The sequence below is a fragment of the Sulfurivermis fontis genome (genome assembly GCF_004001245.1).
Taxonomy (GTDB): domain Bacteria; phylum Pseudomonadota; class Gammaproteobacteria; order Thiohalomonadales; family Thiohalomonadaceae; genus Sulfurivermis; species Sulfurivermis fontis.
Genome location: NZ_AP018724.1, coordinates 2,926,249 through 2,951,884, shown reverse-complemented (window position 1 = coordinate 2,951,884; position 25,636 = coordinate 2,926,249). Strand labels below are relative to the sequence as shown.

30 protein-coding genes are annotated in these 25,636 nt (G+C 67.7%); 26 read left to right on the top strand and 4 right to left on the bottom strand.

Going from position 1 to position 25,636, the window contains the following annotated elements:
• The 26 genes from EP379_RS14775 to EP379_RS14650 all read left to right on the top strand — a co-directional run bounded on the left by EP379_RS14775 (position 1) and on the right by EP379_RS14650 (position 20,133).
• Positions 1-474: a hypothetical protein gene (locus EP379_RS14775; RefSeq protein WP_102042193.1), complete on the top strand. Its 474-nt coding sequence runs from the start codon at positions 1-3 to the stop codon at positions 472-474.
• Positions 475-476: 2 nt separating this feature from the next.
• Positions 477-683, top strand: a complete 207-nt coding sequence (locus EP379_RS14770; protein WP_017364480.1) for a phage head-tail joining protein — start codon at positions 477-479, stop codon at positions 681-683.
• Positions 684-756: 73 nt separating this feature from the next.
• Complete coding sequence (locus EP379_RS14765) at positions 757-2,247, top strand: phage portal protein (protein WP_102042194.1); 1,491 nt, start codon at positions 757-759, stop codon at positions 2,245-2,247.
• A gap of 1 nt (position 2,248) precedes the next feature.
• Complete coding sequence (locus tag EP379_RS14760) at positions 2,249-3,490, top strand: S49 family peptidase (RefSeq protein WP_102042195.1); 1,242 nt, start codon at positions 2,249-2,251, stop codon at positions 3,488-3,490.
• 3 nt (positions 3,491-3,493) lie between these two features.
• The gene (locus tag EP379_RS14755) at positions 3,494-3,868 is read left to right on the top strand and encodes a head decoration protein (RefSeq protein WP_102042196.1); all 375 of its coding nucleotides are present in this window, start codon (positions 3,494-3,496) and stop codon (positions 3,866-3,868) included.
• 2 nt (positions 3,869-3,870) lie between these two features.
• The gene (locus EP379_RS14750; RefSeq protein ID WP_102042197.1) at positions 3,871-4,875 is read left to right on the top strand and encodes a major capsid protein; all 1,005 of its coding nucleotides are present in this window, start codon (positions 3,871-3,873) and stop codon (positions 4,873-4,875) included.
• Entirely contained in the window at positions 4,875-5,156 is a 282-nt protein-coding gene (locus EP379_RS14745) for a head-tail joining protein (RefSeq protein WP_037411660.1), read from the top strand. The genes EP379_RS14750 and EP379_RS14745 overlap by 1 nt, the downstream gene beginning before the upstream one ends.
• Positions 5,153-5,581, top strand: a complete 429-nt coding sequence (locus EP379_RS14740) for a hypothetical protein (protein ID WP_102042198.1) — start codon at positions 5,153-5,155, stop codon at positions 5,579-5,581. Before EP379_RS14745 ends, EP379_RS14740 begins: the two co-directional genes overlap by 4 nt.
• A gap of 5 nt (positions 5,582-5,586) precedes the next feature.
• Positions 5,587-5,781 (top strand): DUF7210 family protein, encoded by a 195-nt coding sequence (locus tag EP379_RS14735; RefSeq protein WP_127478516.1) that lies wholly within the window; start codon positions 5,587-5,589, stop codon positions 5,779-5,781.
• A gap of 2 nt (positions 5,782-5,783) precedes the next feature.
• The gene (locus tag EP379_RS14730) at positions 5,784-6,536 is read left to right on the top strand and encodes a phage tail tube protein (RefSeq protein WP_024892221.1); all 753 of its coding nucleotides are present in this window, start codon (positions 5,784-5,786) and stop codon (positions 6,534-6,536) included.
• An 11-nt stretch (positions 6,537-6,547) separates the two neighbouring features.
• Positions 6,548-6,937 (top strand): DUF6631 family protein, encoded by a 390-nt coding sequence (locus EP379_RS14725; RefSeq protein ID WP_024892222.1) that lies wholly within the window; start codon positions 6,548-6,550, stop codon positions 6,935-6,937.
• A gap of 41 nt (positions 6,938-6,978) precedes the next feature.
• The gene (locus EP379_RS14720) at positions 6,979-7,149 is read left to right on the top strand and encodes a hypothetical protein (protein ID WP_197722810.1); all 171 of its coding nucleotides are present in this window, start codon (positions 6,979-6,981) and stop codon (positions 7,147-7,149) included.
• Positions 7,127-7,774: a DUF6441 family protein gene (locus tag EP379_RS14715; protein ID WP_127478515.1), complete on the top strand. Its 648-nt coding sequence runs from the start codon at positions 7,127-7,129 to the stop codon at positions 7,772-7,774. Before EP379_RS14720 ends, EP379_RS14715 begins: the two co-directional genes overlap by 23 nt.
• Positions 7,775-7,776: 2 nt before the next feature.
• Positions 7,777-10,968: a tape measure protein gene (locus EP379_RS14710; protein ID WP_172600508.1), complete on the top strand. Its 3,192-nt coding sequence runs from the start codon at positions 7,777-7,779 to the stop codon at positions 10,966-10,968.
• The gene (locus EP379_RS14705) at positions 10,969-11,901 is read left to right on the top strand and encodes a hypothetical protein (RefSeq protein WP_102042202.1); all 933 of its coding nucleotides are present in this window, start codon (positions 10,969-10,971) and stop codon (positions 11,899-11,901) included.
• A 6-nt stretch (positions 11,902-11,907) separates the two neighbouring features.
• Positions 11,908-12,900, top strand: coding sequence for a hypothetical protein (locus tag EP379_RS14700; protein WP_127478513.1), 993 nt, complete (start codon positions 11,908-11,910; stop codon positions 12,898-12,900).
• Between the two features lie 7 nt (positions 12,901-12,907).
• Positions 12,908-14,599 carry a hypothetical protein gene (locus tag EP379_RS14695; protein ID WP_127478512.1) on the top strand — a complete coding sequence of 564 codons (1,692 nt, stop codon included), beginning with the start codon at positions 12,908-12,910 and terminating at the stop codon, positions 14,597-14,599.
• Positions 14,600-14,608: 9 nt separating this feature from the next.
• Positions 14,609-15,406, top strand: coding sequence for a phage BR0599 family protein (locus EP379_RS14690; RefSeq protein WP_127478511.1), 798 nt, complete (start codon positions 14,609-14,611; stop codon positions 15,404-15,406).
• Between the two features lie 9 nt (positions 15,407-15,415).
• Positions 15,416-15,655 carry a hypothetical protein gene (locus EP379_RS14685; RefSeq protein WP_017365809.1) on the top strand — a complete coding sequence of 80 codons (240 nt, stop codon included), beginning with the start codon at positions 15,416-15,418 and terminating at the stop codon, positions 15,653-15,655.
• A complete protein-coding gene (locus tag EP379_RS14680) occupies positions 15,652-15,924 on the top strand; it encodes a hypothetical protein (protein ID WP_197722809.1) in 273 nt (90 codons plus the stop codon). The genes EP379_RS14685 and EP379_RS14680 overlap by 4 nt, the downstream gene beginning before the upstream one ends.
• A complete protein-coding gene (locus EP379_RS14675) occupies positions 15,921-18,122 on the top strand; it encodes a phage tail protein (protein ID WP_127478510.1) in 2,202 nt (733 codons plus the stop codon). The genes EP379_RS14680 and EP379_RS14675 overlap by 4 nt, the downstream gene beginning before the upstream one ends.
• Positions 18,122-18,472 carry a DUF2793 domain-containing protein gene (locus EP379_RS14670; RefSeq protein WP_024892232.1) on the top strand — a complete coding sequence of 117 codons (351 nt, stop codon included), beginning with the start codon at positions 18,122-18,124 and terminating at the stop codon, positions 18,470-18,472. Before EP379_RS14675 ends, EP379_RS14670 begins: the two co-directional genes overlap by 1 nt.
• A 67-nt stretch (positions 18,473-18,539) precedes the next feature.
• The gene (locus EP379_RS14665) at positions 18,540-18,830 is read left to right on the top strand and encodes a DUF6127 family protein (RefSeq protein ID WP_127478509.1); all 291 of its coding nucleotides are present in this window, start codon (positions 18,540-18,542) and stop codon (positions 18,828-18,830) included.
• On the top strand, positions 18,827-19,303 hold the full coding sequence (locus EP379_RS14660) for a hypothetical protein (protein ID WP_062537448.1): 477 nt from the start codon (positions 18,827-18,829) through the stop codon (positions 19,301-19,303). The genes EP379_RS14665 and EP379_RS14660 overlap by 4 nt, the downstream gene beginning before the upstream one ends.
• Positions 19,300-19,764, top strand: a complete 465-nt coding sequence (locus EP379_RS14655) for a lysozyme (RefSeq protein ID WP_127478508.1) — start codon at positions 19,300-19,302, stop codon at positions 19,762-19,764. The genes EP379_RS14660 and EP379_RS14655 overlap by 4 nt, the downstream gene beginning before the upstream one ends.
• Positions 19,765-19,842: 78 nt before the next feature.
• Positions 19,843-20,133, top strand: a complete 291-nt coding sequence (locus tag EP379_RS14650; protein ID WP_127478507.1) for a hypothetical protein — start codon at positions 19,843-19,845, stop codon at positions 20,131-20,133.
• A gap of 5 nt (positions 20,134-20,138) precedes the next feature.
• Here the strand turns inward: EP379_RS14650 and EP379_RS14645 are convergent, their stop codons facing one another.
• From EP379_RS14645 to EP379_RS14630, 4 genes are read right to left on the bottom strand one after another with little or no spacing between them, the layout of a single operon-like run.
• A complete protein-coding gene (locus tag EP379_RS14645; protein WP_062537445.1) occupies positions 20,139-21,089 on the bottom strand; it encodes a COG2958 family protein in 951 nt (316 codons plus the stop codon).
• Between the two features lie 18 nt (positions 21,090-21,107).
• Positions 21,108-24,173, bottom strand: a complete 3,066-nt coding sequence (locus EP379_RS14640) for a type I restriction endonuclease subunit R (RefSeq protein WP_127478506.1) — start codon at positions 24,171-24,173, stop codon at positions 21,108-21,110.
• Positions 24,160-25,314, bottom strand: coding sequence for a HigA family addiction module antitoxin (locus tag EP379_RS14635; RefSeq protein WP_127478505.1), 1,155 nt, complete (start codon positions 25,312-25,314; stop codon positions 24,160-24,162). Before EP379_RS14635 ends, EP379_RS14640 begins: the two co-directional genes overlap by 14 nt.
• Positions 25,307-25,636 (bottom strand): type II toxin-antitoxin system RelE/ParE family toxin, encoded by a 330-nt coding sequence (locus tag EP379_RS14630; protein ID WP_127478504.1) that lies wholly within the window; start codon positions 25,634-25,636, stop codon positions 25,307-25,309. The genes EP379_RS14635 and EP379_RS14630 overlap by 8 nt, the downstream gene beginning before the upstream one ends.

Here is a 25,636-nt window from a genome sequence, read left to right as displayed (position 1 = left end):
ATGAGCGTGATCGAAGGCATTTTTCACAACCCGGAGACCGGTCTCGACGAGCGACGGCCGATCGCCTGCGACGCGTTCGGGCGACTGCTCGCCGCCGACGGAGTCGGCGCGGTGGCCGCCTCCCGAGTCGAGGTCTTCACGATCGGCGCGCTGGCACGTGCAGCCTCCGTGACCACCGACCCGGTCGACCTCGGCGTCGGGCATCCCTACACGCTGGTCGTCGCCCGCAAGGCGGGGGCCGCCTCGCGCAACGAAGCCATGGAGATCCAGAGCTCGATCGACGGCGTGCGTTGGTTGCCCGCGGCGGGCATCCATCCGGATGCGAATGTCGCCTGGTACGAACCCAACGGCGGCAGCGATTACTTCACCGTCCAGGGCCGGCCCATCGGTCGCTTCGTGCGCATCGCCTTCAAGAACGGCAACACGGCCCAGACCGAGCTGGTCCTCGAGTTGGCCGCATTGGCGGGCGTCTGACCATGGCCTACACGGCGGCCGATCGCGAGGCGCTGGAGCGGGCATTGGCGCGTGGCGAGCGGCGCGTCACCTTCGGCGACAAGACGGTGGAGTACCGCTCGGTGGATGAGCTGCGCGCGGCCCTGCGCGAGGTGGACGCGGCGCTCGCCCGCGAGGCGGGGCGACCCAAGCTGCGCCAGATCCGGGTGACCACGGGCAAGGGGCTGTGATGCAAAACATCCCTGTTTTGCCCCCTGACGGGCGCGCTGGCGCGCGTCCAAAACCTCTCCCGGAGGTTTTGTGATGGGCTTCTGGAGCCGCCTCAAGCTCGCCTTCGGCGCGACCCCCACCTACGACGGCGTGGGCGCCGGGCGACGCGCGCTCGCCTGGATGCCGGGCAACCCCGGCGCGGTGGCCGCGCTGCTCACGACTCAGACGGAGCTGCGCGCCAAGAGCCGTGACCTGGTGCGCCGCAACGCCTGGGCGGCCGCCGGCATCGAGGCCTTCGTGGCCAACGCCATCGGTACCGGTATCAAGCCGCAGTCGCTGATCGAGGACCCGGGCCTGCGCGAGACGATCCAGGCGCTCTGGCGCGACTGGACCGAGGAGGCCGATGCCCAGGGGCTCACCGACTTCTACGGTCTGCAGGCCCTGGCCTGCCGCGCCATGCTCGAAGGCGGCGAGGCACTGGTGCGGCTGCGCTACCGGCGGCCGGACGACGGGCTGGCGGTGGCACTCCAGATCCAGGTGCTGGAGCCCGAGCACCTGCCCGTGACGCTCAACCGGCTGGCCGACAACGGCAACGTGATCCGCGCCGGCATCGAGTTCGACCGGCTCGGGCGGCGTGTGGCCTACCACCTGTACCGCTCGCACCCGGAGGACGGACTGCTCGCGCCCATGTCCGGTGGCAGCGGCATGGAGACCGTGCGCGTGCCCGCCGCCGAGATCGTGCATCTGTTCCGGCCCTTGCGTCCCGGGCAGATCCGCGGCGAGCCCTGGCTCGCGCGGGCCTTGGTGAAGCTCAACGAGCTGGATCAGTACGACGACGCGGAACTGGTGCGCAAGAAGACCGCCGCCATGTTCGCCGGCTTCGTCACCCGCGACCAGCCGGAGGATGCCCTGATGGGCGAAGGGCCGGCCGATGCCTCGGGCGTGGCGCTGGCGGGGCTGGAGCCGGGCACCCTGCAGATCCTCGAACCGGGCGAGGACGTGAAGTTCTCGCAACCGGCCGACGTGGGCGGCTCCTACGCCGAGTTCATGCGCCAGCAGTTTCGCGCCGTGGCCGCGGCCATGGGCGTGACCTACGAGCAGCTCACGGGAGATCTCACCCAGGTGAACTACTCCTCCATCCGCGCGGGGCTGCTGGAGTTTCGCCGCCGCTGCGAGGCGATCCAGCACGGCGTCATCGTCCACCAGCTCTGCCGCCCGGTGTGGCGTGCGTGGATGGCGCAGGCGGTGCTGGAGGGACGGCTCGAGCTACCCGGCTTCGCCCGGGATGCCGCGCGGCGCCGCGCCTGGCTCGCCTGCAAGTGGATTCCCCAGGGCTGGCAGTGGGTCGATCCGCAGAAGGAGTTCAACGCCATGCTCACCGCGATCCGGGCGGGGCTCTTGTCCCGCTCGGAGGCGGTGTCCTCCTTCGGCTACGACGCCGAGGACGTGGATCGGGAGATCGCCGCCGACAACGCCCGCGCCGATGCGCTCGGCCTCGTCTTCGATTCCGACCCGCGCCACGACCGCAACCCACCCGCGGCGGCCTCCGACCCGGTGCCGCCGCAAGACATCCAGGACCTCTGACATGCAGCTCGTACACCTGGCGTCCCGTCTCTACGGGACGCCACTTCTCATCGCGCGTTCGAAGCTGGACGTGATCCTCTCCGTGCTCGGTCCCCGCATCGGTCTGCCCGACGTTGAAGCCGCCGTACCGGCGGTGATGCCCGCGAGCCCGGAGGTGGCGGCACCGCCCGGCATCGCCGTGATTCCGATCCACGGCACGCTGGTGCGCCGCACCCTGGGGCTGGAGGCCGCCTCCGGCCTCATGAGCTACGGCGAGATCGGCACCCGTCTGGATGCTGCGCTCGCCGACCCTGCCGTGTTCGGCATTCTGCTCGACGTGGACTCCCCCGGCGGCGAGGCGGGCGGCGTGTTCGAGCTCGCCGAGCGCATTCGTGCGGCCGACGCCGTGAAACCGGTCTGGGCGATCGCCGCCGACTCCGCCTTTTCGGCCGCCTACGCCATCGCCTGCGCCGCCTCGCATCTCGCCGTCACGCGCACCGGCGGTGTGGGCTCGGTCGGGGTCATCGCCATGCACGTCGACCAGTCGGTCCGCGACGCCCAGCAGGGCTATCGCTACACGGCGATCACCGCCGGCCGGCACAAGAACGACTTTTCGCCCCACGAGCCGCTCGACCACGAGGCTTTGGTGCGCCTCCAGGCGGAGGTGGACCGCCTCTACGGCCTGTTCGTCGGGCACGTGGCCGCGATGCGCGGGCTGGACCCCGACGCCGTGCGCGCCACCGAGGCCGGGCTCTTCTTCGGCGAGGAAGCGATAGCCAGCGGGCTCGCCGACGCCGTGGCGAGCCGCGACCAGCTGCTCGCCGTCTTCGCGACCTTCTTGAACCCGCAGGGCCGTTCGCGGAACCCGGCCCCCCGCACGCGTCCCGGTTCCGCCTACGCCAAACAGGAGAACGACCCGATGCAATCCCCCGATCCGACCCCCGAAGCCCCCGAGACGACGCTCGTCGCCGCTGCTGCCTCCGCGGCGCCCGCGCCCGAGACGCCCGCCACCACCGTGGCGGACCGGCGCGAGGCCGTGGCCATCGCCGAGCTGTGCCAGCTCGGCGGCTGCCCGGAGCGTACCGCCGAGTTCCTGGCCGCAGGCCTCTCGGAAACCGATGTCCGCCGCGCGCTGCTCGCGGCCCGTGCCCAGAGCCCCGAGATCGGCTCGGCGATCCATCCGGATGCGCATGCCGCGCACCGCGCTTCCCCCGAACACAACCCGCTGATCAAGGCGGTCAAGCAGCTTGCCGGAAAGGAGTGAACCATGCCGACCCTAGTTGAACCGATGAACCTGGGCGACCTGCTGAAGTACGAGGCGCCCAACCTGTACTCGCGCGACCCGGCCACGGTCGCCGCCGGCCAGAACCTCGCCCTGGGCAGCGTCGTCGGCCGCGAGACCGCCACCAACAAGCTGAAGACGCTCGATCCGGCCGCCACCGACGGCACTGAGCTGCCCGCCGGCGTGCTGATCGTCGACGCCGACGCCACCGCCGCCGACCTCGATGCGGTCATCGTCGCGCGCCACGCCATCGTCGCCCGCCATGCGCTGGTCTGGCCTGCAGGGCTGACGCCCGCGCAGCAGTCCGCCGCCATCGCCGCCCTCGAAGCGCGCGGCATCCTTGTTCGTGAAGGAGCCTGACCATGCAGAATCCCTTTTCCAATCCCGCCTTCTCGATGGCGAGCCTCACCGCCGCCATCAACCTGATCCCCAACCGCTACGGGCGGCTGGAGACTCTGGACCTGTTCCCCATGAAGCCGGTGCGTACCCGCCAGGTCGTGGTGGAGGAGATGCACGGCGTGCTGAACCTGCTGCCGACCCTGCCGCCCGGCTCGCCCGGCACCGTGGGCAAGCGCGGCAAGCGGGCGATGCGCGCCTTCGTCGTGCCCCACATCCCGCACGACGACGTGGTGCTGCCCGAGGAGGTCCAGGGCATCCGCAGCTTCGGGCAGGAGACCGAGACCGAAAGCGTGGCCGGCGTGCTCGCCCGCCACCTGGAGACCATGCGCAACAAGCACGCCATCACCCTGGAGCACCTGCGCATGGGGGCGCTGAAGGGCGAGATCCTCGACGCCGATGCCACGCCGCTGGTCAATCTCTACACCGAGTTCGGCATCACGCCCAAGACCGTGAACTTCGCCCTCGGCAACGCCAACACCAACGTCAAGGGCAAGTGCGCCGAGGTGCTGCGCCACATCGAGGACAACCTCTCGGGCGAGTTCTCGACCGGCGTGCACTGCCTGTGCTCGCCCGAGTTTTTCGACGCGCTGACCGGCCACGCCAAGGTCGAGGAGGCCTACAAGAACTGGCAGCAGGGCGCGGTGCTCATCAACGACATGCGCCGCGGCTTCACCTTCGGCGGCATCACCTTCGAGGAGTACCGCGGCCAGGCGAGCGACGCCTCCGGCACCACCCGGCGCTTCATCGCGGCGGGCGAGGCCCACTGCTTCCCGCTCGGCACCGTCGACACCTTCGCCACCTACGTCGCGCCCGCCGACTTCAACGAGACGGTCAACACCCTGGGCCTGCCGCTCTACGCCAAGCAGGAGCCGCGCAAGTTCGACCGCGGCACCGACCTGCACACCCAGAGCAACCCGCTGCCCATGTGCCACCGGCCCGGTGTGCTGGTGAAGCTGACGGCAGCGTGATGACGCAGGTGACGGATCTTTACGAGGCCGCCGGCCGCGCCGGGCTGCTCACCGACGTCATGGTGGGTTCGCTCACGGTGCAGTGCGTCTTCAGCGCCCCGGATGAGCTGGCGCTCGACGGGCTCGCACTGAACCGCGACTACCACCTCGAGTACCCGAGCGCCTGGCTCACCCTCGCCGCCGGCGACACGGTGGAGATCGCGGGAAGCCCATATCGGGTGCGCGAGGTCCGCCAGCTGCGCGACGGCTCCGAGATGCAGGCCAAGCTGACCCGGCTATGACGTCCTCCGTCCGCGAGCGCCTGGTCCGGGCGATCGTGGCGCGTATCGGTCCCGCGATCGCACCGACGCCGCTGCATCGCCAGCCCACCGTGCCGCTCCCGCGCGAGGCGAGCCCCGCGCTCCTGCTGTTCATCGAAGGCGATCAGGTCGCAGCGCTTGCGAACGACCGGTGTGAGCGCGCCCTGACGCTGAGGCTGGTCGCGCTCGCGCGCGAAGACGACGCCTTCGACGTGGCCGACGCGCTCATCGTCGCGGCGCACGGCGCGCTCATGGCCGAGCCGAGCCTCGGCGGGCTGGCCCTGGGCGTGCGCGAGATCGACTGCGAGTGGGACGCGGAGGACGCAGACAGCCAAGCCCTGGCCGTGCCCGCGCGTTACGAGATCCGCTACCGCACCCTGGCCTCCGACCTCACCCAAAAAGGATAGTCACCATGCACATCGAACTCATCGAACCGCACACCCACGCCGGCCGACTCCACGCCCCCGGCGAGATCCTCGATCTCGACGAGGCAGCGGCGCAATGGTTGATCGAGCGCGGGACCGCGCGGGGGCTGATCGAGCGCGGAGCCGCGCGGCCGGCCGACCCTCAACCCCAGACCCCGATCAAGACCCGTAAAGGAGACTGACCATGCCTTACTTTTCCGGACAGGGGCGCGTCTACATCGGCGCCCGCGACGCACTCGGCAACCCGCAGGGCCTGGCCTACGTGGGCAACGTGCCCGAACTCAAGGTCTCCCTCTCGGTGGAGACCCTGGAGCACCAGGAGTCGGTGAGCGGCCAGCGCCTCACCGACCTGCAGCTCATCAAGACCAAGAAGGGCGAGTTCGCCTGCACGCTGGAGGAGCTCATCACGACCAACCTGGCGCTCGCCCTCTACGGCGCCACCACCGCCCAGACCCCGGGCACGGTCACCGCCGAGGCGCTGCCGAACCCGGTCACTCCCGGCAGCCTCTACCTGCTCGCCAAGCAGGACGTCTCGTCGGTGGTGGTAAAGGACTCCAGCGCCACCCCCAAGATTCTGCCGGCCGCGCAGTACTCGGTGAACGCCAAGCACGGCTCGCTGGTGATCCTCGACGCCACCACCGGCGGACCCTACGTCGAGCCCTTCAAGGTCGACTACGCCTACGGCACGGCATCGGTCACCGCCATGTTCACCCAGCCGCTGCCCGAGCGCTGGGTGCGCTTCGAGGGACTCAATACCGCCGACGGCAACCGCGAGGTGGTGATCGATCTCTACCGCGTGGCCATCAACCCGGCCAAGGAGCTCTCGGTCATCACCGACGAGCTGCTGAAGTTCGAGCTTTCGGGCCAGGTGCTGGCCGACACGCTCAAGCCCGCCGCCGGCGACCTCGGCCAGTTCGGCCGCGTCGTGCTGCTGTGAGGGGGATGACGATGAGTGCTTCCGATCTGGATGTTCTCGTGCCGCAGCCTCAAGTTGTGGATCTGGCCGGCCAACGCCTCGCGATCAGCCCGCTGGTGCTCGGCGAGCTGCCGGCGATGCTCAAGGCCGTGCAGCCCTTCGCGCAACGACTGGCGGGCGAGCCGGACTGGCTCGCCTTGCTCTCGGACCACGGCGATGCCTTGCTCACCGGGTTGGCGATCGCCAGCCGCCAACCGCGCGAGTGGGTGGACGCGCTGGCTCTCGACGATGCCATCACCCTGGCGGCGACCGTGTTCGAGGTGAACGCGGATTTTTTCGTGCGCCGGATCGCGCCGAAAGTCGGCGATCTGGCGCAGCGTCTGAACGGCCGTCTGGCTGGGCTGACGCCATCGCCCGCCTGATACGGGGCGGTCACCGCTACCCGGACATCCTCGGCTACACGTTGGGCCAGCTGAACGCCTTCCTCGCCGCCGATCGCCGCCTCGAACACGAACGGCTCGCCACCCGGCTTGCCGTCATGACCGCTGCCGCCCAGGGCAGTCGCGACGGCATCCGTGAACTCCAGACCGAACTCCATCGGGGCATGCGTGATGAAGATCGATCTGGTCGCTGAGGGCTTGCTGGATCGGCGGCGCTTCAGCGCCTGGCAGGGCGACACCCGCAAGGCGATCCACACCGCCGTGGCCCGCGCGATGCGCGACACCGGCAAGGTGATGGCCGAGCGGGCGCGGGGCGAAATGCGCGCCGGTTTCAAGGTCGTGAAGCCGAAGTTCCTCCGCTCGATGCACGCCAAGGTGTTCGACCGCAAGGCCAAGGAATTCCCGGCCCTCTACATCGGCTCGAAAGTGCCCTGGCTGGGTATCCACGAACAGGGCGGAACGATCCGGGGGCGGATGCTCGTCCCGCTGCTGCCGCAGCACCGGCGCATCGGGCGCAAGGCGTTCGCTCGGGTGATCGATGCCCTGATGCGCTCCGGCAATGCCTTCTTCATCGAGAAGAACGGCCGGCAGATCCTGATGGCCGAGAACATCGCCGAGAACGCCCGGCCGCTCGCGCGCTTTCGTCGTGCCGAGCGGGAGCGCACCGGCGCCAGGCGCGTGCGGCGCGGCCAGGAGATTCCCATCGCCGTGCTCGTGCGACGCGTGAGCTTGAGAAAACGGTTCGACCTCGCCCGCTCGGTGCGAGGCGATCTTCCCCGCCTGACGGCGGCCATCCGTAAAGCAATGTCGAAGGTTTGAACGTGGCCGGTAACCGTGCCCAGATCCTCATCACCGCCGTCGATGAGACGCGACGGGCCTTCCAGTCCGTACAGGGAAATCTCGCCCGCCTGCGCGGCGAAGCCGCCCAGGTCGGCCAGGTGCTCTCCCGCATCGGCGGTGCGATCGGCATCGGGCTGGGGGTGCGCGAACTGGTCGAGGTCGCCGACCAGTACAAGAACCTGCAGGCGCGCCTCAAGCTCGCGGTCACCTCGCAAGAGGAGTTCAACCGCGCCGACGCGGCCCTCTTCGAGATCGCCCAGAAAAACCGCGCGCCCCTGGCAGAGACCATCACTCTCTATGCGCGGCTCGCACCCTCGGTGCAGGCGTTGGGGCGTTCGCAGGCGGACGTGCTGGCGGCTACCGACGCCATCGGGCAGGCCGTGTCGCTCTCCGGCGCATCCAGCGACGCGGCGGCCGGTGCCCTGCTGCAGCTGGGGCAGGCCTTCGCCTCGGGCCAGCTGCGCGGTGAGGAGTTCAATTCCGTCATCGAGCAGACGCCGCGCCTGGCGCAGGCCATCGCCGACGGCATGGGCGTGCCGCTCGGCTCACTGCGGGCCCTGGCGCAGGAAGGCAAGATCACCTCGAAGGCCGTGCTCGACGCCTTGCTCAAGGAGCGGACGCGCCTCGCCGAGGAGTACGCGAGCCTCCCCGATACGGTGTCGGGTGCGCTCACCCGCCTCAGGAACGCCTTCCAGCGAGCCTTCGGCGAACGCGACGCGAGCTCGGGTCTGACGGCGGGACTGGCGCAGGCCATCCAGCTCGTCGCCGGGCATCTCGAGCTGCTGATCGACTTGGCCGGTGTCGTGCTGGTTGCCGCGTTCGGGCGGATGGCCGGCGCCTTCGCGACCAGTGTTGCTGCCGCCCGGGCGGAAGCGGCCGCGCGCCTGGCCAACCTGCGCACGCTGGAAGCCGAGGCGCTCGCCCGGGTGCGGCTCGCCGATGCCGCCTTGGCTCAGGCACGTGCGCAAGGGCTTGCCACCGGCGCGCTGGTCGCGGATGCGGCCAAGGCCCGGCTGCAAGCCACCGCTGCTTCCGGTGCCGTGGCTCAGGCAGTAGCGTCCACGTCCCTGCTCGGTCGCGCCGCGGGTCTGTTGCGCGGGGTGCTCGCGCTCCTGGGCGGGCCCATCGGCGTCATCGTGACCGCCGCGGGGCTGCTCGCGGGCGCACTCTATTCGGCGCGCGACGCCGTGGTCGAGTTCGGCGGCAGGACCGCCTCGATCAAGCAGATCGTCGCCGCCGCCTGGGACCTGGTCGTCGAGAAGGTCGGCGAAGTCGTCAGAGCCTTAGGAAGGCTGGTCGGTACCAACGATCTCTCCTGGGTCCGCGTGCGCGCGGCGATGGTCGGCGCGCTGAACGCCATCGGCACGGCCGTCCGCGCGATGGTGAACGTCGTCATCGGCGCGTTCAACGCCATCGGCAGCGTCGTCGGCATCACGGCCGCCTTCCTGGTCGAGCGCTTTCGTAGCGCCTTCTCCGACATCGGAGAGCTGGCGAAGGCCTTGGGCCAGGACGTGGCAGCGGCCTTCAGCGGCGACTTTTCGATGCAGGCGCTGCGCGCAGCACTCGGCCGCCAGCTCGGCGAGGTGCGGGATTTCGGGAAGGAGTTGGCTGGAGCCGTGCGCGACGCCGTCACGCGCGACTACGTCGGGGAGGCCGCGCAAGCCATCGCCCGGCGCATCCGCCCCGAGCAAACCCAGCCGGGCGTCTTCGGCCGTCCGCAGCCGCAGGCCTTGTCCGCCCCCGACAAGGGAGGCGAAGCAGCGAAGCTCGCCCTCGTGCAGGCCCAGGCCGAGGCCGAATTCAAGCTCCTCAAGGACGCGTTGGACCGTCAGGCGCGGGCATTGGATGCCTCCCTCGAAGACCGGCTGATCTCGCTCAAGGACTACTACGCGGCCAAGACCCGGATCGAGCAGCAGGAGATCGATGCGGAGATCCGGCGCGTGCAGGTCTCGCTCGCGGAGCAGCAGCGCCTGCAGAGGACCGGCAAGGACGAACCGGTACGCCTCAAGGCGAAAGCCGAGGTCGCCAAGCTCGAAGCGGAGCTCACCGTCCTCAACAACAAGCGCGCGGACGTCGAGGTCGCCAATGCCCGCAAGGCCACCCAGGCCGAGCGCGAGCTGCGCGAGGAGCTTGCCAAGGTGCGCGACGAACTGCTCGACCTCACCGGGGCGGCGACCAGCCAGGATCGACGCGCGGCGATCGAGCGGCAGTACCAGACGCTGATCGAGCGGCTGCGTGCCGAGGGCGACACCGAAGGCGTGGCCACGGTCGGGCGCCTCATCGACGTCAAGTCGGCGGCCGCCGATCTCGCCGACTACGAGCGCCAGTTCAACGACGCGCTCGCCCGGATGCGTGCATCCGAGGAGTCGATCAACCTGCAGCGCCAGTCGGGGCTACTCACCGAATCCCAGGCACGAAGCCAAATCCTTGCGCTGCATCGCCAGACGGGCGAATCGCTCGATGCGCTCCTGCCGCAGTTGGAGGCCGCCGCCGCGGCCATTGGCCCGGAGGCCGTCGCCCGGGTACAGACCTGGAAGAACGAGATCGCGCAGGTGAAGCTCGTGGTGGACGACGTGGCGGTCGCCATCGACGGGGCGGTGCAGGACGGCTTCGCGCAGATGTTCGAGGCCATCGGCAGCGGCGCCAAGTCGGCCAAGGACGCCTTCGCCGACTTCGCCCGCTCGGTACTCGCCGCCATCAACCGCATCGCCTCGCAGAAGCTCGCCGAGGCGCTGTTCGGCAGCCTGTTCGGGGGCGGCGGCGCGGGCGGGTTCAGCCTGGGATCGCTGGTCTCGTCGTTGTTCCAGGGCTTCGCCGGCGGCGGCTACGTCACCGGCCCGGGCACCTCCACCAGCGACTCGATCCCGGCACGACTCTCCGCCGGCGAGTACGTAGTCAATGCCGCCGCCGTGAAGCGCGTGGGCGTGGCGTTCCTGGAGGCGATCAACGGCATCGAAGGCGGACCGCGCATCCAGGGGCCCCGGCTCACCTTCGCCGCCGGCGGGCTGGTGCCCGAGATGCCGCCCCCGCAACCGCAGGGCCAGGCGGTGCGCATCGTCAACGTGATCGACCCGGCGATGGCCGCCGACTACCTCAACTCGTCCGCGGGCGAGAAGACCATCCTCAACATCCTGCAACGCAATGCGGGAGCCGTCAGACAGGTGCTTGCGTAAATGGCGTTCGAAATCGGCACGGCCAGCGATTACCGCGATCTGCTGGACCGCTTCCATGCCTTCCTCACCACTCACCCGAATCTGGTCGCCGCGGGCCAGCAGTGGCAGGCGCTGCACTGGACGACGGACGCCGCTACGAAAGAGCTCATCCTCAAGGCGCCCGGCCTGGCCGGTGCCGAGGAGATCTACTGCGGCATCCGGGCCTACGAGAACGCCACGGCCGGCTACTACATGTGGGACCTGAACGGCTTCATCGGCTTCAACCCGGCCAACGACTTCTATACGCAACCGGGCGCGATCAGCGGCTGGCTGCCGATGATGTCGCTCTGGAACACAGCGATCCCGTACTGGTTCGTGGCCAACGGCCGACGTGCCGTGGTGGTGGCGAAGATCTCGACCGTCTACCAGGCGGCGCACCTGGGCTTCGTCCTGCCCTACGCGACGCCGGGTCAGTATCCGTACCCGCTGCTCGTCGGCGGCTCGATGACCGGCCAGCGGGGCCGCAACTACAGCGTGACCTCGCCCAACCACCGCCATTTCGTCGACCCGGGCGAGGATGGACAGAACAACGCCAACACCGCCTGCATGCTGCGCGGCCCCTCGGGCGCTTGGCTGCCGTTCCAGAACGTCGCCTACTCGTCGTCCGAGTATCGCTACGACGGGCCGCGCCCGGTCTGGCCGACGAACTACACCTACCTCGGCAACCTGCGCGAGGCGCCGGACGGCACCTACGTGCTCTCGCCCATCGTGCTCACGCAATACAACTCCGGCACCGATCACGACCTCTTCGGCGAGCTGGAAGGCGTCTATCACGTCTCCGGGTTCAACAACGCCGCCGAGAACCTGATCACGGTGGGCGGCGTGGACCACCTCGTGGTGCAGAACGTGTATCGCACCAGCGTGCGCGACTACTGGGCGCTGCGCCTTTCGTGACCGACCATGGCCTACCAGACTGGTACCTCCGCCAACCCCGATCAGCTGCTCGACGCCCTGCGCGTGTTCGCGGTGGCCAACGGCTGGACCCAGCTGCGCTGGGCCCCCGACGGCACCGGGCAGACCCTGTCGCTCGCCAAGGGCGGGCTCTACGTCCATCTGCGCTCCGCGGTGAATGAGCGCCTCTCCACACGCTACAACACCATCACCGGCATCTGGCTGATCGGCTCGACGGGATTCGATGCCGGCAAGCCCTGGTGGGATCAACCCGGATCGATCGTCAACGCCAGCTACGTGAGCAACACCACGAGCTACCGCGCCGAAGCCTGCGGCCTGTTCGAGGTGGGCACCGCCAACACCTACCACCTACTCTCGGCCGCCACGCCCGAACTGATCATGCTCGTCGCCGAGGTCTCGCCCGGCGTCTATCACCATCTCGCCTTCGGGGATCTCACGAAGTTCGGCAGCTACGGCGGCGGGGCGTTCGTGTCGGGCGCGTTCGGCCCGGACGCCTACACCTATACGTACAGCGGCTTCACCGACTACGTCTTCGGCTACGACCACGACCGGCACTTCGGCCTGCCGTTCAACGATTACAAGTACTACGGCGGCGCGAACTTCGTCCTCGCCGAGGTGGACGGCGCCACCGACTGGCACTCGGTCTGCAAGGACTGGGCGCTCACCGGCAAGCGCGCCAAGGCGCTGTGGGAACGGGGCACGGGCACGCCGCGCGACAGTCTGGCGCGCTACTGGTGGGGTCACGTGCCCAACACCTTGAACGGCGTGACGCCGATGCTGCCGTTCTACCTGTTCGTGGCGCGGCCTTCCGGCTTCTTCTCGCCCTTCGGCTTCACGCCGCACCTGCGCTATCTCAACATCACCCACTACGCGCCGGCGGAGGTCTTCGCGTTGGGCGCCGAGCAGTGGATGGCCTTCCCGGCCCACTCCAAGAACGGCAAGAGCGGCGTGCACGGCTATGCCGTGAGACTCATCCCCTGAGCGGATCATGCCGACCTTTCCCGGTTCCATCCTGCCTGGTGCCGCCCGCCAGGAGCCGCCGACCTGGTCGCGCTCGCCGGAGGTCTCCGAGCGCGTGCCGGTCGCCTTTCCGTTCGACCCGAGTGCGAGCTCGGTCATGCGTCCGGGCGCGCGGCTCGACACCCAGCCCGTCGACGAGCTGCGGCTCGGCGTCAACGGCGCTCTGCTGCCCACCTTTGGGGCCGACTGGTATCACCGCATCCACGTCATCCCTTCGACCATCGATCTCGGCAACCTGGTGAGTCCGGTCGAGCGGGTGCTGGAGGTGTGGAACGCTCGGTTCGACGCGCAGACGCTCGATGCCATCGACGAGACCGGAACGGACGGGCTGCTGCTCTCGGGCCAGCCGGCGCCGCCGCTCGCCTTCGGGCCGCTGCAGTCGCGCCTCTACACCTTCGCAGCGGGCACGCGCGGGGCGCCGGTGATCGACGCCGCCTACCGCTTCGTCTTTGCCGGCGGGCTCACCGCGCTGCTGGTGGTCACCGGCCGCCGCGTGGTGGTCTTCGGCATGCGTCCGGACTGGTCGCAAGGGATCACCGAGCGGCTGGAATGGCTCACCGAGGTGCTGGAGGCCTACGACGGCACCGAGCAGCGGGTGCGCCTGCGGCAGCTGCCGCGACGCGGTTTCGAGTATGGATTCCTGATCGAGGGCCGGGACGCCCAGGTGCTGGATCACCTGCTGTTCGCCTGGGGCGCACGCATCTACTGCCTGCCGGTGTGGACCGACGTCTCCACCCTTGCGGGCGAGGCCGCCATCGGCAGCACCGCGCTCACCGTGCAGGATGCCGCCAACAGCGACTACCACGCGGGCGGTCTGGCGGTACTGTGGCGCTCCAACACGCGGCACGAGGCGGTGGAGATCCTCTCCATCGCCGGCAACACGCTGACCCTCAAGCTCCCCTTGGCCGGGAGCTGGCCGGCCGGCACGCGGGTGTTTCCGGCGCGGCTCGCCCGCCTCGAGGGCGAGGTGGCCGTTACGCGTCCCACCGACACCATCGCCGTCGGCCGCTGCCGTTTCGGCATCGAGGACATCACGGCGCCCGCGGTCGCCGACTATGGCCCGGCCTATCAGGGCTACCGGGTGTTCGACTGGCGGCCCAACCGGAGCACCGACCTTGAGGACAGGTGGCTTCGGCGCCTCTCCATCATCGACTACGGGACGGGACTGCCGACCTTCGACGACGAGTCGGGCTCCCCGCTCATCGGACGCACGCTGACCTGGCTGCTCACCGACCGGAGCAAGGCGACCGCCTTCCGGGGCTGGCTCGCCGCACGCGCGGGACGGGCGAATCCCTGCTGGTTGCCGACCTTCGAGTCCGACCTCGAAGTCAGCCGCACGGTGGCGGCCACGGATGCCGGCCTCGTCGTCCGCAACGTCGGCTACGCCCGCTTCGTCGCCGCCGATCCCTTGCGGCGCGACCTGCGGCTCCTCACCACGGCCGGCACCTTCCATCGCCGTATCACCGGGGCGAACGAGATCTCCGAGGACGAGGAGCTGCTCTCCCTGGACGCGCCGCTGGGCGTGACCCTCGAACCCCAGCAATTCCTGCAGGTCTCGTACCTGGAGTTGGCCCGGCTCGACCAGGACGCGGTCGAGCTGCATTGGGAGACGGACGCCACGGCGCGCGTGCAGCTCTCCACCCGGACGTTGAGATCATGAGCTAAGACCATGAGCTATCTGGGCATCGAACAGTCCGCCCACGGCGGACAACCGCAGGAGCTCTACCGCTTCTCCCAGGGCACGCAGCGCTGGCTCTACACCTCGGGGCAGGTGGCGGTGGACTACCAATCCGAGACCTATCAGCCGGCGACGATCTCGCGCGGCGGCCTCGAGCAGAGCAACGAGCTCGCGCGGCTGGGGCTGGAGATCCGCATGCCGCGCGACCTGGCCGTGGCGAGTCTATTTCTCGCCGCCCCGCCCGAGGGTGTGGTGAGCGTGACCCTCTACCGGCGCCATGTCGGCGACGCCGAGTTCATCACCTACTGGAAGGGGCGCATCACCGGCGCGCGGCTGTCCGGCGCCGAGGCCACCCTCAAGTGCGAGCCCATCGCCTCGAGCCTGAAGCGGCCGGGCTTGCGTGCCCGCTACCAGCTGCTGTGCCGCCACGTGCTCTACTCCAGCGGCTGCGGCGCATTGAAAGACAGCTTTCGGGTGGACGGCACCGTAGCGGCAGTGAGCGGCGTGACCGTCCAGGTCGCCGTCGCCGCCAGCCGGCCGGACGGCTACTTCGTGGGCGGCATGCTCGCCACCACCGCCGGCGCGCGCATGATCGTCGGTCACGCCGGGATCGACCTCACCCTGGTCGCTCCCATGGTCGGCCTCACGGCGGGCGATGCGGTCCAGCTCTATGCCGGCTGCGACCACACGATGGCGCATTGCAAGGACAGGTTCGGCAACCTGGACAACTTCGGCGGCTTCCCCTTCATCCCGGTGAAGAACCCCTTCACCGGCGACGCCATCGTGTGAGGCTTTCCCATGTGGCAACAGATCATCATTTGGGTCGTCACCACGGTACTGTCCGCGCTGCTCGCGCCGCGCCCCAAGGTGCAGGACGCCCAGCCCGGCCAGATCGGCGACAAGGACGTGCCCATCGCCTCCCAGGACGCCCCCATCCCGGTGCTGTTCGGTACGCGGGTGATCTCCGGGCCCAACGTGGTCTGGTACGGCGACGTGCAGGTGCGGCCGATCCGCAAGTCCTCCGGGGGCAAGAAGTGACCGAGGTCATCGCTCGGCTGGAGCATGCCCGTGCCCTGGGCTACTGCGCCCGCGGCATGCGTCGCTGGTTCGAGGGGCGCAGCCACACCTGGGCCGAGTTCGTGGAGCGAGGGGTCCCGGCCGACTGGCTGCGCGCCACGGGTGACGCGATGGCGATCCGCCTCGCCGAGGTAGCCGACAAGGCCCAAAGGGCCGCAGGACAGCACGAAGTGCTGGTCCCGAGCGCAGCGAGGGATGCGCGAAGCGCACAGAAGGAGCAGGCAGGATGAGCGGCGGCGGCAAAGGCAGTCAGGAGTACACGGTCGGCTATTGGTACGGCCTCGGCGCCCACCTCGCCCTGTGCCACGGCCCGCTGGACGCCATCACCGAGATCCGGGTGGGCGAGCGCGTCGCCTGGTCGGGCAACGTCACCGGCAACACCACGATCACCATCGACAACCCCAATCTCTTCGGCGGGGAGGAGCGCGAGGGCGGCGTGCAGGGGCCGGTGGACATCCTGATGGGCGGGCCGACCCAGGGACGGAACGCCTACCTGCAGGAGCGCCTCGGCGCCGACATCCCGGCCTTCCGCGGCGTGGTGTCGCTGATCCTGCGCCGGGTGTGGGTCGCGGCCATGAACCCCTACATCAAGCCCTGGTCGGTGCGCGCCAAGCGGGTGCCGAGGCAGTGGTACGCGGCCAAGGCCGAGATCTCCGGCGACGCCAACCCGGCCCACATCGTGCGCGAGTGCCTCACCAACGGCGAGTGGGGCATGGGTTACCCGACGAGCGACATCGACGATGCCAGCTTCACGGCGGCCGCCGACGCGCTCCATGCCGAGGGCTTCGGGCTGTCGCTGCTGTGGAACAAGGAAGAGACCATCGAGGACTTCATCCTGTCGGTGCTCCGGCACGTGGACGGGCTGCTCTACGTCCATCCGCGCACCGGGCTCTTCACCCTCAAGCTCGCGCGCGACGATTACACGATCTCCAGTCTACCGATCTTCGACCCCAGTAACATCCTGCGCATCGAGGACTTCACGCGGCCCTCCTGGGGTGAGATCACCAACCAGGTGACCGTCGTCTACCGCGACGGCGTCACGGACAAGGACGGCAGCGTCACAGTGCAGGACATCGCCGCCGTGCAGCTCAACGGCGGCGTGGTGGCGACCACGGTCAACTACCCCGGCATCAGCCGAGCGGAGCTGGCCAACCGGGTGGCCATGCGCGAGTTGAAGCAACTCGTAAGCCCCCTCGCCAAATGCACCTTCGTCGCCAACCGCCAGGCATCCGGCCTCAACATCGGCGACGTGGTGAAGCTCTCCTGGCCGCCCTACGGCATCGACCAGATGGTGATGCGCGTCGCGCGCATCACCTATGGGGAGCTGGCGAACGGGGCGGTGCGGGTGGAGTGCGTGCAGGACATCTTCGGCCTGCCGCAGTCGGTCTACTCGGCGCCGCCCCCCTCGGGCTGGACGGAGCCGACCAGCCTGCCGGCGCCGTGCCCCCACCAGACCCTGTTCGAGGTGCCGTACTGGTCGGTGGTCAAGGACTTCACCGGCGAGTCCCAGAGCCTGCTCGGCGACATCGACGATCTCGACGGCCTGGTGGCAGCCTGCGGTTCGCGCCCCTCGTCGGACGCCTTCGGCTTCAAGGCACTGGCCCGCGTCAGCGGCAGTTTCACCGAGAAGGGCTTCGGCATCTTCACGCCCACGGCGGTTCTCACGGCAATGCTGCCGCAGTCGGCCGCGCAGGTGAGTGTGGGGCTGACCTCCGGCATCGACCTCGAGGAGGTGACTGCCGGAGGACTCACGGTGATCGACGGCGAATGGCTCAAGGTGGTGTCGCTCAACCTCGCGACCCAGACCGTCACCTTGGAGCGCGGGATGCTCGATACGGTGCCGGCGAGCCACCCCGCAGGCAGCCGCATCTGGTTCGTCGACGGCTTCCGCCACTACCTCACGCCCGAGTACGTCGCCGGCGAGACGGTGCGCGTGAAGCTCCTCACCCGCACGGCACGCGGCACGCTGCCCGAGGCGGCGGCAACGGAGATGAGCCTGCCACTCGACAAGCGCTTCATCCGTCCGTACTGCCCCGGCAACGCCCAGATCAACGGCAAGCGCTATCCGACCGTGGTGGCCGGCGAGATCAACGTAAGCTGGGCCACGCGCAACCGCCAGTCCCAGACCGCCTACCTCGTCCTGCAGACCGAGGGGGCGATCACGCCGGAGGCGGGCCAGACCACAACCGTGCGCTTCTACAACGAGAATGGGCAGCTCGCGCGCACGGTGAGCGGCATCACGGGTAACGGTACCACCTGGCCGCTGGCGCAGGAGCTCGCCGACTCCGGCCTCGGGCGCGTCAACGCGCACGTCAAGGTGGAGATCGAGGCGAGCCGCGACGGCCACGTGTCCTGGCAGAAACACGTCATCGAATTCGACCGTACCGGCTACGGCCTGCGTTACGGCGACTACTACGGAGGTGTCTGATGGCCTTGAATGACCCGAACCTTGGCCTCGCCTACGGCTGGGCCCAGGGCGAACACAACTGGAACGGCGGCATGGACGCCAACCTGAAGCGGCTCGGCGCCGTGGTGGGCCTGTCGGTCAAGGACCGCGATCTCGCCACCCCACCCGCGACACCCGTGGACGGCGATCGCTACATCGTCCCGGCAACCGCCACCGGCGCCTGGGCGGGTCGCACCGACCAGATCGCGGTGCGCATCGCCGGTGCGTGGGAGTACCACGCCCCCAAGATCGGCTGGACCTGCTTCGTCGAGGACGAGGGCGTGCTCTCCGTCTACAAAGCGACCGGCTGGAGCCCCGGCATCGCCGTCTGATCGCATTCTCTTTACTGCATCCACCGAACCCGCCGCCCGGCGGGTTCTTCGTTTCTGGAGACCAGCAATGAGCCCACCCACTCTGCAAGACGGCATGGTCGTCATGCCGCGCGACGAGTTCGAGGAGCTGCTCGCACGCGCAGCCGAACGCGGCGCGAGGCGCGCCCTTGCCGACGTCGGCCTTGACGGCGAGGACGCCGCCCACGATATCCGCGAGCTGCGCGGCCTGCTCGAAGCCTTCAACGCCGCCAAGCACACCGCCTGGCAGACCGTGATCCGGCTCGTCACCACCGGCTTCCTCCTGGCGCTAGTCGCGGGCGCCGTCATCAAGCTCAAGATGTTCGGGGGCGGGCAATGATCGAGACCCTGCTTGGCGGCCTCCTCGGCGGGGCCTTCCGCTTGGCGCCCGAAGTGCTGAAGTGGATCGACCGCAAGGGCGAGCGCAGCCATGAACTCGCCATGCAGGACAAGGCCTTGGAGTTCGAGAAGCTGCGCGGCGCCCAGCGCATGGCCGAGATCGGCGCCGGGGCCGACGCAGCATGGAACACCGGAGCCATCGAGGCCTTGCGCGAGGCGGTTGCGGCGCAGGGGCGGCCCTCGGGCGTGAAGTGGGCCGATGCGCTGTCCAGCAGCGTCCGTCCGGTGATCACCTACTGGTTCATGGCGCTGTACTGCGCGGCCAAGACTGCCGCCTTCGTGGGTGCCATCGAGGCCGGGGCGGACTGGATCCCCGCCATCCAGGCGGCCTGGACCGAGGCCGACCAGGCCCTGTGGGCCGGGGTGCTGAACTTCTGGTTCCTCGGCCGCGTGTTCGACCGGGTGCGGCCGTGATCCCCGTGCCGCAAGCGGCCATCGAGTTGGCCAAGCGCTTTGAGGGCTTCCACCGCGTGCCCAAGCACGATCCCAACCGCGCCTATCCGTACATCTGTCCGGCCGGCTATCCGACGATCGGCTATGGTCACCTCTGCGATCCGAAGCACCCGCCGATCACCGAAGCAGAGGCCGAGGCCTACCTCGCCCAGGATCTGAAGGTGGCGCTCGCCGCCACGCTGCGCTACTGCCCTGTGCTGGCGACCGAGCCGGAAGGGCGGCTCGCGGCCATCGTGGACTTCACCTTCAACCTCGGCGCCGGGCGGCTGCAGACCTCGACGCTGCGGCGGCGAGTCAATCAACGGGATTGGATCGCAGCAGCAACGGAACTGCGCCGATGGATCTACGGCGGCGGAAAGGTACTCCCGGGCTTGGTAGCGCGCCGAGCTGCCGAAGTCACCTGGCTGCTCGGCAACACCTGATGCAAGGCAGGTCAGACGCGCTTGGCTTTTCGCCGGAACAGCGCGTTCATGTCACCCCATCGATCCCGGAGCGATTCTATGAACCCCCGATTCAGGAAAGCCATCATCGACGACGTCGCCGCAGCGAACATCGACGACAAGCTGCAGAGCAGTCTGCTCGAACTCTTCGAGTACGCCATGAAGTCAGTCGCGCCCACGCTGGTGAGAGAGGCTCGATTCGACACCACCGACTTCGCCACGTCTCGTCAACGCGGGTGCGAGGGCTTTGCCATGCTCATCAGCCGCGCCCGCGCCGATTCGAGTGACTTCTGGTTCGGCGCGCTCCAGCGTGGCGACCAGCGGCTCGACGTGGTCGGGCACCTCGAGTAGCGCGGTCAGACAGCCGCCGTGGGCAGATCCCAGTCCGCCGCGCGCGCCTCGCCGGTCTGGTAGAACTGCTTGACGAGCTTTACGAAGCCGAGGAAGTCCTTGTTCTCGGTCGCCAGACGATTGGCCATGTCCCAATCGATCTCGTCCCGCTCGCGCGCCGGAATCAACACCTGGCTGTCGACCGGGTTCTCGGTGTCTAACTTGATCAGACCGATGCCGTGCGCCGCGAAAAGCATGCGCAGCTCCTTGAGCGTGTCTTGGCCCTCGATCTCCGCCGCGACCAGGTAGCCGAAGTTGGCCCATGATGAGTTGGAAACAGCCTGGAAAAAGCACTCGCGCGCGTTTGACCGGTTGATCAGCAGCTTGGCTTCGAAGGACCACAGTCGGGTTCGCTTGTCGGAGTACTGATTGACGCAGTCGCGCACCTCCTGATGCCACTCCGCGCCCAGGTCCTCCATGCCCACCACATCGGGGTAGAGCCAGCGGTTGCCGTTGGGGCCGCGCTTGTTCGACGACTTCTTCTCGTCGATGCGCTTGGAGAAGACCCGGAACTCCTCCCACAGGTACTGTGACAGCATTGGATACAGCGCGTGCTCGCCGAGCTTGCCTGCCGCCGCATCGGCAGCGGGCGCCTCAGCTTGTCCTGCCTCAGCCGCTGCCACCTCGGCGCTGTCGGACTTCTCGGAGTAGTAGTACTTGCGCGGGCGTCCCTCAGTGGTCTTCAACTCGGGGTAACGCCTCTGTAGTGCAGGCCGTTGCGAACTGATCTCTGCCACCAGTTGTTGCACCAGGCCGGCGTCGTCGGTAATGAATTTGCTGCTGGCCTTCTTGGCCTGACACTCATCTGGGTAGGTCGCGAACACCCACTCGGCGATCTGCCGTGCGGTGAACTTCTCGCCCGCACGTTCCTTCAGGAAACTGAGCAGCGCCTTGCTGAGGTTGAGCTTTTCCTGCATATCGCCTCCGGGTATGGTTCAGGCCTGAGCGCCCGATTGAGGCGGAACCGACGGCCTCTGTCCTGGGCGGTAGGTCGAATCGAACACCATGTCCGCCAGCCAGCGCTTGAAATTCGGGTTGTCGCTGAACTGCTTGAACAGCTCTGTATGGTCGTCGAGCAGCTCCAGCACCACGCGGTTGAGCGCCTTGTCGTGCTCGATCCTCGCGTTCTGCTTGCCCGAATTGGCCTGCGCGTTCTGATACGCCTTGTCCTGCGCCACGCGCGCCGGAATCTCTTCGGTGACGACCTTGCGAATCTTGTCGGCGTCATGCCACTCGATGTTGCCGAACAGGTCGTTGAACTGCTTGATGATGTTCGACAGCCTGTCCAGCTCTGGCTCGCCGCCACCTCCACCACCTCCCGGCGGTGGAGGTTCGACGAATGCGTCCGCGTCGTCCATCGCCATCCGCATCGAAGCCTGGGCCTGAGCGCGGTAGCTGTCCATGTCGATGGCTTCCAGCACGCCCTTGGACAGATCCTCCTCCTTGGGCGCAGGCAGTTTCGGAATCAAGAAGTTGAGGAAGATTGACAGCTTCTCCCATGCCGGATGCCCATAGGGCAGGATGGCCGCGAGAAAGCCGTAGCTGCGGACGAAGGCTTTCGCCTTGCCCTTGAACTTCACTTGGTCGTCCTCAGCGAGCTTTTCGACGTATTCCGCGACGCAGGCATCGAGGATGGGGTCGAGCTGATCCCGCTCAGCTCCGCCGAGGTACAGCGCGACGAGATCCTCGACCTGCTGCCAGCTGTAGACCTGCTGTGCATCGAGATCGCTCTTCAGGTCGTGGAGCTTGTTCGGATCGGTTTCCCCTTCCTGGATTGTGGCGCGGTAGTACTCCTGGAACGCCGCCTTGACGGCCTCCGCGTTGTCGGCGAAGTCGAGCACGAACGTGTCCGCCTTCTGCGGATGCGCGCGGTTCAGTCGCGAGAGTGTCTGCACGGCCAGGACGCCCGCCAGCGGCTTGTCCACGTACATCGTGTGCAACAGCGGCTCGTCAAAGCCCGTGACGAACTTGTTCGCGACGATCAGGAATCGATACGGGTCTTGCCTGAGCTTGGCCGGAATGTCCTTGCTCGGGAATCCGTTGAGATCGGCCTCGGTCTTCTTTGACCCGCCGATCTCAAACTCGCCGGAGTACGCCACGATGGCCTTGTACGGGCTCTTGATCTCGGTGAGGTAGTCTGAAACCTCGCGGAAGTAGTCGATGGCACGGGCGATGCCGTTGCAAACGATCATGGCGCGCGCTTTGCCGCCGATCTTCTTGGCGCCGATCACCTGCTCGACAAAATGATCGACCATGATCTCCGCCTTGCGACGGATCGCCTTGTCGTGGGACTCCACGTAGCGCCGGATCTTCTTCAGCGCCTTGGCCTTGTCCACCTCCGGGTCGTGCTCGACGATCTTGGCGACGTGATAAAAGCTCGACACCGGGGTGTAGTTGGCGATCACGTCGAGGATGAAGCCCTCCTGAATCGCCTGCTTGGTGGTGTACGTCAGCTCTTCGGGCGAACGGAACTGCACCGTGTCGCCAACCACTTGGCGCTCGCCGAACAGCTCCAGGGTCTTGGTCTTGGGCGTGGCCGTGAAGGCGTAGTAGCTGGCATTGGCCAGCATCTTGCGAGACTCGATCAAGGCGTTGACCTTGTCCTCGACCGATTCTTCCTCTTCCTCCTCGCCGCCCTCAGCATGGTGTCCGGACAGCGCCAGATGCATCTTGGCCGTCGTCTTTCCGCCCTGGCTGGAGTGGGCTTCATCGATCAACAGCGCGAACTTCTTGTCGCCGAGGTCCTCCAGCTCGTCCAGGATGAACGGAAACTTCTGCACCGTGGTGACGATGATTTTCTTGCCGCGGCGCAGGAAGGTGCGCAGCTCCTCGGCGCTTTCCGAATGGCCGTAGATCGAAGCCACGTGGTCGTAGGACTTGATCGTGCGGGCAATCTGCGTGTCCAGCGCGCGCCGATCGGTGATGACGATGACGGAGTCGAACTGCGCCCGCCCCGCATCCGTTTTCAGCTCGACCAACTGGTGCGCCAGCCAGGCAATCGTGTTGCTTTTGCCGCTGCCGGCTGAGTGCTGGATCAGGTAGCGCTTGCCGACACCCTCCGCGCGGCTGCGGCGCAGCAAGGCGCGCACCGTGCGCAGTTGGTGGTACCTGGGGAAGATCTGCTTGCGCGTCTTGCGCTTTCGGCCGTTGGCGTCTTGCTCTTCCTCCTCCACCACCTGCGCGAAGTTCTCGATGATGTTGGCCAGCGACTCCTTCGCCAGCACCTGCTTCCACAGGTAGTCGGTCTTCAGGCCATGAGGATTCGGTGGGTTGCCGGCGCCGCTGTTCCAACCCTGGTTGAACGGCAGGAACCAGGAGGTCTTGCCAGTCAGGTGCGTGCAGAAGCGCACCTCGGCATCGTCCACTGCCATGTGGGCAATGCAGCGGCCGAGCTGAAACAGCAGCTCACCCGGGTTACGGTCGGTCTGGTACTGCACCACAGCGTCCGCAACAGTCTGTTTGGTCAGCGAGTTCTTCAGCTCGAACGTGAGCACCGGCAGGCCGTTGATGAAGATCACCATGTCCAGCGCGCGCTGAGACTCGTCGTTGCTGTAGCGCACCTGCCGGGTGACGCTGAAAATGTTCTTGCCGAAGGCCTCGGCCGCGGCGGCGTTGCCTGGGGTGGGCAACAGCTTGTAGAGGTCCACGTGGACCGGCCCGTGGCTAACCCCTTTGCGCAGCACGTCCACCACGCCGCGCTTGGAAATTTCGCCCTGCAACCTGTGCAGGAACTGGGTGCGCTGAATGCCTTCGGCGTCCAGGTTCAGCGTCTCGACCACCTTCGGCTGAGTCGCCCGCAGAAAGGCGAGCAACTGGGTCACGTCCAGCGCCAGGTCGCGGTTGTAGTCCGACGCCCGCCCCAACACATAGCCGCCGGGGGCATAAATGCCGGTCGGTTCTTGTGCGGAACCGGAAGAAACTGGAGGATGCTCGCTGATGCCAGCGAGATGCCGCACGATCAGGGCTTCAAGGCCTTTCTCGCTGGTGTCAGTCACGCTCATGGGGCTTCCCCTTCGTGTCCGCCTTGGGGTCTGCCCAGCGGAAACTGACCTTCAAATCATTCATCCATGCGGGCTGGATAAGGCCTTCATGTTGCAACCGACCGACGACGATGCCCGGATGGATGGAAAGCCGCTTCGCGAAAGCAAGTACCGATGTTCTGGTCTTCAGCATCGGCAGCTCTCGTGCATCCGCTGGTGGGATCAAAAAATCTGCCGCCCAGCGATTGGCTTCATGTTCAAGCGCGTTCTCGCTCTCGCCCCCGTCGGGATCGTCAAGAAACACGGCCTTGCGGTCTTGCGCCGACGTTCCGTGCAAAAGGATGTGCGCCGCCTCGTGGAAAAACGTGAACCAGAAGCGGTCGTTGGTTTTGCCATAGAGGGACAGCTGGATCAGCGGTCGCGACGGCGACAACCACCGCGCCACTCCCGAGACGTGCGCCCGGGGTATGGCCGGAACCAAGGCCAGCGTCACCCCCGCATCGCGCAGCAGCCGCTTCATTTGCGGTTCGAACACCTCCGGCGGCTGCGTCGTCAGTAGGCGAATCTCCCCCAGGGCCTTTTCGAAACGCGCGCGGTCGAATTTTGGGGCATCCCAGCCCTCAGCCTGCTTTTCACCCAGGCGCAACCAGGTTGCAATCGCAGCCAGGTCGCTTTGCTCGGCGCGGCTGCGGCGGTACTGTGCCTTCAAGTCGGCCACGTAAACGCCTTCCCACTCGTCGGGAGAGGCCACACCGAAAAAGCGCAAACAGGCCTCGACCAGCGCCGGCTTGTTCTTCTCCACCAGCCGCGCTTTGGAGACAACACCTTGCGCCATCAGCTCCTTGATGGGCAGCCTATCCAGCCAGTCCACCCACCCCGCGCAGCGCTGGGCGAACTGCTGGCGTTCCAGTCGCTCGCGATAAGTCGCTTCCTTGCGCAACCAGAAGCCCGCCGTGCTGCCCAAGACGCGCTCCAGCCGCGAGGCCGTGTCTTCGGTGATGGCTGCCTTGCCGTTGATGAGCTGGCTCACATGCTTTTCGGTGTACCCAAGCCGCCGGGCAAGCTCGGCTTGCGTCCAGCCGCGCTCCTCCAGCACATCGGCGATGGTGTCGCCGGGCGGGGAAACCCAGTCCGGCGCGAACGGTGCATCCAGATCAGTCATGGTAGTCCCCAATGAATTCGATACAAACAATGGTCACGGCCCGCCAGTTGATGCCGCCGTCGGCATGGCGTGGCACCGGGTCATTGGCGGGCGAAAAGGTCAACCGCCAGCCACCCGCCAGATTGACCGCGTACTCTCCGGCTCGGTCGCCCGTCAGGGGATGGGGGTTGCCCGCCACCAGCTCGGCCACGTTTGCGGCGTGCTCCAGGTCATCCAAACGAGCCCGCAGCTTGCGGGCGCAAGCATCGCCCAGCTTTTTCCCGGCAGCATCCCGGCTTTCGCACAGCAAGCGCACCTTCTTGTCCCGGAAGCGGATTTCCAA